Here is a 10,061-nt window from a genome sequence, read left to right on the forward strand (position 1 = left end):
CTGGCGGCTGGACGCCGGCGCCGGGGGCACGCTGGAGGACTTGGTGGTCGGCCCGTGCCCGCCGGCGGAGCTGGAGCCGGGGCAGGTCCGGGTGGCGGTGGCCGCGGTCGGCGTGAACTTCCGGGACGTGTTGGTGGCCCTGGGCATGTATCCCGGCGGCGGCCGGCTGGGGGCCGAGGGTGCCGGCCTGGTCGTCGAGGTCGGTCCCGGCGTGACCGGGCCGGCGGTCGGCGACGCGGTGATGGGGCTGCTCGGCGTGGTCGGTTCCGAGGCGGTGGTGGACCAGCGGCTGGTCACGCCGGTGCCGCGGGGCTGGTCGTTCGCCGAGGCCGCGGGCGTGCCGGTGGTCTTCCTCACCGCGCTCTACGGTCTGTCGGTGCTGGGCGGGCTGCGCGCCGGCGAGCGGGTGCTGGTGCACGCCGCCACCGGCGGGGTGGGCATGGCCGCGGTCCAGCTGGCGCGGCACTGGGGCGCCGAAGTGTTCGCCACCGCGAGCCGCGGCAAGTGGGACACGTTGCGCGCCATGGGATTCGACGACGACCACATCGGCGATTCGCGGACGCTGGAATTCGAGCGGAAATTCGCGGCGGCGACCGGCGGGGCCGGGGTCGACGTGGTGCTCAACTCCCTGGCCGGGGAGTTCACCGACGCGTCGCTGCGGCTGCTGGCGCCCGGCGGGCGGTTCATCGAGATGGGCAAGACCGACGTCCGGGACCCGGACGTCGTCGCCGAACGGTATGGCGGCGCGCAGTATCGGGCCTTCGACCTGCTGGAGGCCGGCGCCGACCGCACCGCGGCGATGCTGGCCGAGATCCAGGGATTGCTGCGGAACTGTGCCGTAAGACCGTTGCCGCTCAAGGTGTTCGACGTTCGGTGCGCGCCGGCGGCGTACCGGTTCGTCAGCCAGGCCCGCCACATCGGCAAGGTCGTGCTGACCCTGCCGGGCGGGCCGGGCGGCGTGCTCAGCGGGTGCGGCGGGCTGGCCGGCGGCAGCGTGGTGATCACCGGCGGCACCGGCATGGCCGGCTCGGCGCTGGCCCGCCACCTCGTCGAGCGCTACGGCGTGGCTTACGTGGTGCTGGCCAGCCGCGCCGGGGCGGCGGCGGCCGGGGTCGCGGAGCTGGTGGATCGCCTGCAGGAGGCCGGCGCCCGCGTGTCGGTGGTGAGCTGCGACGTCGCGGACCGCGACGCGGTCGCGGCGATGCTCGGGGGGATCCCGGACGAATACCCGCTGCGCGGTGTGGTGCACGCCGCCGGCGTCCTCGACGACGGGCTGGTCCTGTCGCTGACCCCGGACCGGGTGGACGCGGTGTTGCGGGCCAAGGTCGACGGGGCGTGGCACCTGCACGAGCTGACGCGGCACCTGGACCTCTCGGCGTTCGTGGTGTTTTCGTCGATGGCCGGGATCGTGGGCACCCCCGGTCAGGCCAATTACGCGGCGGCCAACAGCTTCCTGGACGGGCTGGTCGCCCATCGGCGCGCCCACGGGCTGGCGGGCCTGTCCCTGGCCTGGGGCCTGTGGGAGCAGGCCTCGGCGATGACGGCCCACCTCGGCGAGCGCGACAAGGCCCGGATGAGCCGGCTCGGGATTGCGCCGCTGTCCACCGAGCAGGCGCTGGAGTCGTTCGACTCCGCCATGCTGGTCGATGCCCCGGTGCTGATGGCCGCCCGGCTGGACCGGGTCGCCCTGTCGGACAACGCCGCCGCGCTGCCCCCGCTGCTGAGCGAGCTGGCCGCCCGCACCACGCGGCGCGTCGTCGACGACGCCGCCACGGCCGCGCTGACGACCGGCCTGACCGCGCGCCTGCACGGCCTGACCCCCGAGGCGCGGCGGCGCGAGCTCGTCGACCTGGTCCGTGGCAACGCGGCGACCGTGCTGGGGCTGCCCAACCCCGCCGACATCGACGCCGGCCGCGCCTTCCAGGAGCTGGGCTTCGATTCGCTCACCGCCGTCGAGCTGCGCAACCGGCTGAAAACCGCCACGGGGCTGACGCTTTCGCCCACGCTGATCTTCGACTATCCCAGCCCCGCGGCCCTGGCCGAGCACCTCGACGGCCAACTGTCCGCCGGTCCGGCCGGCGAGCCGGACCTGATGGCCCGCTTCACCGACATCAGCCGCGAACTGCAGGCCCTGCTCGCCCGGCCGGGCTGGGACGCCGGCGACAAGTCGGCGCTGCGGGCCCGCCTGCACGGCCTGCTCGCCACCCTGGGCCCCGCCGATCACCCCGACCCCGAAGGCCTCGACGCCGACCTGGACACCGCCACCGAAAGCCAACTCTTTGCCATCCTCGATGAAGAACTCGGCCGCTGAGACACCGATGCCGGATACCACGCAGCACGTCGACTACCTGAAGCGCCTGACCGCCGATCTGCGGCGGGCGCGGCGGCGCGTCGCGGAGCTGGAAGGCAAGCTGTCCGAACCGATCGCGGTGGTCGGCATGGCCTGCCGCTACGCGGGCGGGGTGGACTCGCCGGAAGCCCTGTGGCAGCTGGTGAACGACGGCCGCGACACCGTGTCGGACTTCCCGGCCGACCGCGGCTGGGACGTCGAGGGCCTCTACGACCCGGACCCCGACGCGGCGGGGAAGATGTACACCCGCCAGGGCAGCTTCCTGCGCGACGCGGGGGATTTCGACGCCGGGTTCTTCGGGATCGGGCCCAGCGAGGCCCTGGCGATGGATCCCCAGCAGCGGGTGATGCTGGAGATCTCCTGGGAAGCGTTGGAGCGGGCCGGGATTGACCCGCTCGGGTTGCGCGGCTCGGCGACCGGGGTGTTCGCCGGCGTCATCCACGCCGGATACGGCGGCGAGGTGAAGGGCGAGCTGGAGGGGTACGGGCTGACCGGCTCCACCCTGAGCGTGGCCTCCGGGCGGGTGTCGTACGTGCTGGGGCTGGAAGGCCCCGCGGTCTCGGTGGACACGGCGTGCTCGTCGTCGTTGGTGGCGATGCACCTGGCGGCGCAGTCGCTGCGCTCCGGCGAGTGCGACCTGGCGCTGGCCGGCGGGGTGACGGTGATGGCCACGCCCGCGGCCTTCGTGGAGTTCAGCCGGCAGCGGGCGCTGGCCCCGGACGGCCGGTGCAAGGTCTACGCCGGGGCCGCGGACGGGACGTCGTGGTCGGAGGGTGCGGGCGTGCTGGTGCTGGAGCGGCTGGCCGACGCCCGGCGGCTCGGGCATCCGGTGCTGGCCGTGCTGCGCGGCTCGGCGGTGAACCAGGACGGCGCCTCCAACGGGCTGACCGCGCCCAACGGGCCGTCGCAGCAGCGGGTGATCCGCGCCGCGCTGGCCGACGCCGGGTTGACCGCGGCGGACGTCGACGTGGTCGAGGGGCACGGCACGGGAACGGTTTTGGGCGATCCCATCGAGGCCCAGGCGCTGTTGGCGACCTACGGGCAGGACCGGCCGCCCGGCCGGCCGCTGTGGCTGGGATCGATCAAGTCCAACATCGGTCACACCTCGGCCGCCGCCGGGGTGGCCGGGGTGATCAAGATGGTGCAGGCGATGCGGCACGGGGTGATTCCGCGGACGCTGCACGTGGATGTGCCGTCGCCGCATGTGGATTGGTCGGTGGGCGCGGTGTCGCTGCTCACCGAGCCGCAGCCGTGGCCGGCGCGGGACGGCGGCCGCCGGGCGGGCGTGTCGTCGTTCGGCATCAGCGGGACGAACGCGCACGTCATCGTCGAGGAGCCGCCCGCGGAGCCGGAAACCCCGGAAGCCGTTGCCGCGCAGACCGACGACTCCCGGCCCGTGGTGCCGTGGGTGGTGTCGGCCCGCTCGGCCGACGCGCTGGCGGCGCAGGCCGCGCGGCTGTCGGCGTACCTCGACGCCGAGCCGGGCCTGCGCCCCCGGGACGTGGGCTGGTCGCTGGCCACCACCCGGGCGGCGCTGGAACACCGCGCCGTGCTGGTGGGCAGCGACCGTGACACCCTGCGGGCGGGGCTGGCGGGCGTGGCGTCCGGGGAGCCGGGCCCGGGCGCGGTGGTCGGGCGCAGCCGCTCAACCGGCAAGCGCGCGTTCGTGTTTCCGGGCCAGGGTGCGCAGCGGCTGGGGATGGGCCGGGAACTGCACCAGCGCTTTCCCGCCTTCGCCGAGGCGTTCGACGAGGCGGTGGCGGCGGTGGACGCCCACGCCCGGCGGCCGCTGCGCGAGGTGATGTGGGGCACCGACCCGGAGTTGTTGCAGAGCACCGAGTTTGCCCAGCCGGCGTTGTTCGTGCTCGAGGTCGCGCTGGCGGCGCTGTGGCGGTCCTGGGGGGTGACACCCGACGTGGTGATCGGCCACTCGGTGGGGGAGATCGCCGCCGCGCACGTGGCCGGCGTGCTGTCGTTGCGGGACGCGGCGCGGCTGGTGGCGGCCCGGGGCCGGTTGATGGCGGCGCTGCCCCCGGGCGGGGTGATGGTGGCGGTCACCGCCACCGAGGCCGAGGTCGCGCCGCTGCTCGACGGCGGCGTGAGCCTCGCGGCGGTCAACGGCCCCGCGGCGGTGGTCCTTTCGGGCGAGCGGGACGCGGTGACGGCCGCCGCCGATCGGCTGGCCGACTGCGGGCGGCGGGTGCGGCAGCTGGCCGTCTCGCACGCCTTCCACTCGCCGCTGATGGAGCCGATGATCGAGGAGTTCTCCGCGGTGGCGGCCGGGGTGTCGCCCGGTTCGCCGCGAATCGACCTGGTGTCCAACGTGACCGGCCGGCCGGCCGGCCCCGGATACGGGTCGGCCGACTACTGGGTCGAGCACGTGCGCCGGCCGGTGCGATTCGCGGACGGGGCGCGGTGCGCCGCGGCGCTGGGCGCCGGCGCGTTCGTGGAGGTGGGGCCGGGCGCCGCGTTGACGGCCGCGGTGGAACAGTCGTTGGGGGCCGAGCCGGCCGTTGCGGCGGTCTCGATGGCCAAGGACCACCCCGAGGTCGACTCGCTGCTGCTGGCGGCCGGGCAGCTGTTCGCGTCGGGCGCCGACCTGGACTGGGCCGCGGCGTTCGCCGGCCTGGCCGCCCACCGCGTCGACCTGCCGACGTATGCCTTTGCGCGGCGCAGGTTTTGGCTGTTGTCCGAGTCGGTGGGCGGCCGCGACACCGCAGGCCTGGGTCTGGCCGCGGCCGGGCACGCGCTGCTGGGCGCGGTGGTCGAGCGGCCCGATTCGGGCGGCGTGGTGTTGACGGGCCGGCTGTCGACTGTGGCCCAGCCGTGGCTGGCCGATCACGCGGTGGCCGGAACGGTGCTGTTCCCGGGCGCGGGGTTCGTGGAGCTGATGCTGCGGGCCGGCGACGAGGTGGGCTGTCCGGTGATCGAGGAGCTGATGCTGTCGGCCCCGTTGCCCCTGCCGGCCGCCGGCGCGGTGTGCGTCCAGGTGGTCGTCGACGGCGCCGGCGAGGGCGGATCCCGCGCGGCGGCGGTGTATTCGCAGGCCGGTTCGCAGTGGACGCTGCACGCCCAGGGCGTGCTGGGCGAGGGCTCGCCCGCTCCCGACGCGGACCTGTCGGTGTGGCCGCCGGTGGGCGCGACCGCGGTCGACGTGGCCGGCGCCTACGACGACCTGGCCGGGCGGGGCTACGGGTACGGCCCGGCGTTCCGGGGCCTGCGCGCGGTGTGGCGGCGGGGCGCCGAGGTCTTCGCCGAGGTCGAGGCCCCACAGGACGCCGGTGTCGCGGTGGGCGGCTTCGGGATTCATCCGGTGGTGCTCGACGCGGCCCTGCACGCCCTCGGGGTGGCCGACGAGGGGGCCGAGACCGTCCTGCCGTTCTCCTGGCAGGGCGTGTGTCTGCATGCGGCCGGGGCGTCGCGGGTCCGGGTGCGGCTGGCGCCGGCGGGCAAGGACGCCGTGTCGGTCGAGCTGGCCGATTCGTCGGGGCTGCCGGTCCTTTCGGTGCGCGAGCTGGTGACGCGCCCGGTCTCGGCCGCCCAGCTGTCGGCGGCCGCGGCGGCGCGCACCGGCGGCGGCGAACTCCTCGAGGCCGTCTGGTCCCCGGTCGCGTTGCCGGACAACCCCGATGGGCCCGCTCCCGAGGTGTGGCGGCCGCCCGCGAACGGCGACGGCGTGGTCGCATCGGTGCACGCGGCCACCCATGCGGCGTTGGGCCTGTTGCAGTCCCGCGACGAGGGGTCGGCGCCGCTGGTGGTGCTGACGCGCGGGGCGGTCGCGCTGCCCGGCGAGGACGTCACGGATCTGGCCGGTGCGGCGGTGTGGGGGCTGGTGCGGTCGGCGCAGGCCGAGAACCCGGGCCGGGTCGTGCTGGTCGACTCCGACGGCTCCCTGGATCCGCGTGCCGTCGTCGGCTGCGGCGAACCGCAACTGGTGGTGCGCGGCGGCGTCGCCCACCGCGCCCGGCTGGCGCCGGTCAAGGTGCACCCCGTCCTGCGGTTGCCCGAGCCGCCGTCGGTGTGGCGGCTGGCCGCCGGCGACGCCGGGACGCTGGAGGACCTGGCGGTGCAGTCCGGTCCGCCGGCGGAACTGCTCGCCGGGCAGGTGCGGGTGGCGGTGGCCGCGGCCGGGGTGAACTTCCGGGACGTGCTGGTCGCGCTCGGCATGTACCCGGGCGCCGCGCAGCTCGGCGCCGAGGGCGCGGGGCTGGTGGCCGAGGTCGGCCCCGGGGTCACGGATTTGGCCGTCGGCGACGCGGTGCTGGGGATCCTGGGACTGACGGGGTCGGAGGCGGTGGTCGACCGGCGGTTGGTCACCCGAGTGCCGCCGGACTGGTCGCTCGCCGAGGCCGCGGGGGTGCCGGTGGTGTTCCTGACGGCGCTCTACGGGTTGTCGGTGCTGGCTGGCCTGCGGGCCGGCGAGCGGGTGCTGGTGCACGCCGCCGCCGGCGGGGTGGGCATGGCGGCCGTGCAGCTCGCCCGGCACTGGGGCGCCGAGGTTTTCGCGACGGCCAGCCGCGGCAAGTGGGAGACGCTGCGCGCCATGGGTTTCGACGACGCGCACATCGCGGATTCGCGCACGCTGGAGTTCGAGGAGAAGTTCTCCGCCGCCACCGGCGGTGCCGGCGTGGACGTGGTGCTCAACTCGCTGGCCGGCGAGTTCACCGACGCGTCGCTGCGGCTGCTGGCGCCCGGCGGGCGGTTCATCGAGATGGGCAAGACCGACCTGCGCGACCCGGATACGCTCACCGGCGTCGGCTACCGCGCGTTCGATCTGATGGAAGCCGGCCCCGACCGCATCGCGGAGATGCTGGCCGAGTTGATGCGGCTGTTCGCGGCCGGGGTGCTGAAGCCGCTGCCGGTGAGGGCCTTCGACATCCGTTGCGCCGCCGACGCTTACCGGTTCGTCAGCCAGGCCCGCCACATCGGCAAGGTCGTCCTGACCATGCCCGGCGGGCCGGCCGGGCTGGCCGGCGGCACCGCGTTGGTCACCGGCGGGACCGGGATGGCGGGTTCGGCGGTGGCCCGTCACCTGGTCGAGCGCTACCGGGTGCCCCACGTCATGCTGGTCAGCCGCGGCGGCGAGCGGGCAGCGGGGGTCCCCGGCCTGGTGGACGGGCTGCGCGCGACCGGCGCCGAGGTGACGGTGGTGGCCTGCGACGTCGGCGACCCGGAGGCCGTGGCGGGGTTGCTGGCGCGGGTGCCGGCGCGCTTCCCGCTGCGCGGGGTGTTCCACGCGGCGGGCGTGCTCGACGACGCGGTGATCGCCTCCCTGACGCCGCAACGCGTCGACACGGTGCTGCGGTCCAAGGCCGACGGGGCGTGGCACCTGCACGAGCTGACCCGGGGCCTGGATCTTTCGGCGTTCGTGATGTTTTCGTCGATGGCGGGCATCGTGGGCGCCCCGGGCCAGGGCAACTACGCGGCCGCGAACAGCTTCCTCGACGGCCTGGCGGCGCACCGCCGCGCCCACGGGCTGCCGGGCCTGTCGGTCGCGTGGGGCATGTGGGCCGAGGAGTCGGCCATGACCGGGCACCTCGGCGAGCGGGACAAGGCGCGGATGAGCCGCGCCGGGCTGGCCGCGCTGTCCACCGGGCAGGCCCTCGACCTGCTCGACGCCGCGCTGCTGGCCGAGCCGCCCGTCGTCGTCGCCACCCGCCTCGACGCGACCGCGCTGGCGCACGCCGGCGCCGCCCTGCCGCCGCTGCTGAGCCAGTTGGCCGCACGCCCGGCCCGGCGAGTCCTCGATCCCACCGACATGGTGTCCTTGACGGGCCTGCGGGCGCGGCTGGACGGGTTGGCCCCCGAGCAGCGGCGCCGCGAGCTGGTGGAGCTGGTCTGCGGCAACGCCGCCACGGTGCTGGGTCACAGCACGGCGGACGTCGACGCCGAGCAGGCCTTCGCGGACCTCGGCTTCGACTCGCTGACGGCGGTGGAGCTGCGCAACCGGCTGAAGATCGCCACCGGGTTGACGCTTTCGCCGACGCTGATCTTCGATCACCCGACGCCGGCCGCCCTGGCCGAGCACCTCGACGGGCAGCTGGCCGCCGGGACGAGCGCCCAACCGCCCGACCGCATGGCCCGCTTCAACGACGTCGCCCGCGAATTGCAGGCGCTGCTGGGCCGGCCGGACTGGAGCCCCGGCGACAAAGCCCAGCTCGTCGCGCGGCTGGAAGGCCTACTGAGCACCCTGGCCGGCCCGGCGCAACCGCCGCACCCCGAAGATCCCGACGACCCGTTCGACGACGACATCGCCACCGCCACCGAAAGCCAGCTCTTCGCGATCCTCGACGAAGAGATCGGCCCCTAGCATGACGGGCGTCGCAGTCATCGGTCTGGCGTGCCGATTCCCCGGCGCGGCCGGTCCCGGCGACTTCTGGGAGCTCATTCGTGACGGGCGCGAGGCGACCGAGTTGCCCTGGGATGCCGCGGAGTTCGACGCCGACTTCTTCAACCTCTCGCCGCGCGAGGCGTGTGCGATGGACCCCCGGCAACGCCTGGCGCTCGAACTGGCCTGGGAGGCCTTCGAGGACGCGTTCGTGGTGCCAGAAACGGTGCGGGGAACGGCCGTTTCGGTGTACGTCGGGGCGATGGGCGACGACTACGCCGTCCTCACGCTGCGCGACATCGCCGACCACCTCGACCACCACTCGTTCGCCGGCGTCAGCCGGGGGATGATCGCCAACAGGGTCTCGTACGCCTTCGGGTTTCGCGGGCCCAGCGTGACCGTCGACTCGGGCCAGTCGTCGTCGCTGCTCGCCGTGCACCTCGCCTGCGAGAGCCTGCGGTCGGGCGAGTCGGAGCTGGCGATCGCCGGGGGCGTGCACCTCAACCTGGCCGACGAAACCGCAATGCTGGAGCGCGAATTCGGCGCGCTGTCCCCGTCGGGCCGCACCTATGCGTTCGACCGGCGCGCCGACGGCTACGTGCGCGGCGAGGGCGGGGGACTGGTGCTGCTCAAGCCGTTGCCGGCGGCGCTGCGCGACGGCGACCGCATTCACGCGGTCATTCGCGGCAGCGCCGCGGGGCATGCCGGGCACACCGCCGCCGGCCAGACGGCGCCCTCGGTGTCCGGCGAGGCCGACGTGATCCGGCGCGCGCTTACCGCCGCCGGCCTGGGCGCCGGCGACATCGACTACGTCGAGGCCCACGGCACCGGCACGAAGGCCGGCGACGCGGCGGAGGCCCGGGCGCTGGGCGAAGTATTCGGCGCGCGTGCGCAGCCGGTGGACGTGGGGTCGGTGAAGACCAACATCGGCCACGCCGGCGCCGCCGCGGGAATCGCCGGTCTGCTCAAGGCCGTGCTCGCCGTGCGACATTCGGTGCTGCCGCCGAGCCTCAACTACGCCGACGGCGATGCCGGGCCGGCGGGGCTGCGGGTCAACACCGCCGCGCTGCCCTGGCCGGTGGCCGGCCGCCCCCGCCGCGCCGGGGTGTCGTCGTTCGGCATGGGCGGCACCAACGCGCACGTCGTCGTCGAACAGGCCCCGCCGCAACCGGATACACCCGCGGACGCACGCGACGAACCGGTCGCATGGGTGCTGTCGGGCCGCTCCGGGCGGGCGCTGGCCAACCAGGCGGGCCGGCTGGCGCAGCGGGTCGCCGGCGCTGAGCCGACCGCGGCGGACGTCGCGTGGTCGTTGGCGACGACGCGCTCGGCGTTCGAGCACCGGGCGGTGCTGGTGGGCAGCGACCGCGGGGCGCTGGCGCG

The 10,061-nt window shown here is 75.2% G+C and carries 3 protein-coding genes; all 3 read left to right on the top strand.

Going from position 1 to position 10,061, the window contains the following annotated elements:
* The coding region (locus tag HMPREF0591_RS16610; RefSeq protein WP_007169770.1) for a type I polyketide synthase at positions 1–2,311 on the top strand (2,311 nt) is incomplete at its 5' end.
* A 7-nt stretch (positions 2,312–2,318) separates the two neighbouring features.
* Complete coding sequence (locus HMPREF0591_RS16615; RefSeq protein ID WP_425270199.1) at positions 2,319–8,660, top strand: SDR family NAD(P)-dependent oxidoreductase; 6,342 nt, start codon at positions 2,319–2,321, stop codon at positions 8,658–8,660.
* 1 nt (position 8,661) lies between these two features.
* The coding region (locus HMPREF0591_RS16620; protein ID WP_007169772.1) for a polyketide synthase at positions 8,662–10,061 on the top strand (1,400 nt) is incomplete at its 3' end.

The sequence above is a fragment of the Mycobacterium parascrofulaceum ATCC BAA-614 genome, assembly GCF_000164135.1.
Lineage (GTDB): Bacteria > Actinomycetota > Actinomycetes > Mycobacteriales > Mycobacteriaceae > Mycobacterium > Mycobacterium parascrofulaceum.

Coding starts and splice junctions, on each gene's coding strand:
- HMPREF0591_RS16615 (WP_425270199.1), top strand. CDS start 2,319: ATGCCGGATACCACGCAGCACGTCGACTACCTGAAGCGCCTGACCGCC.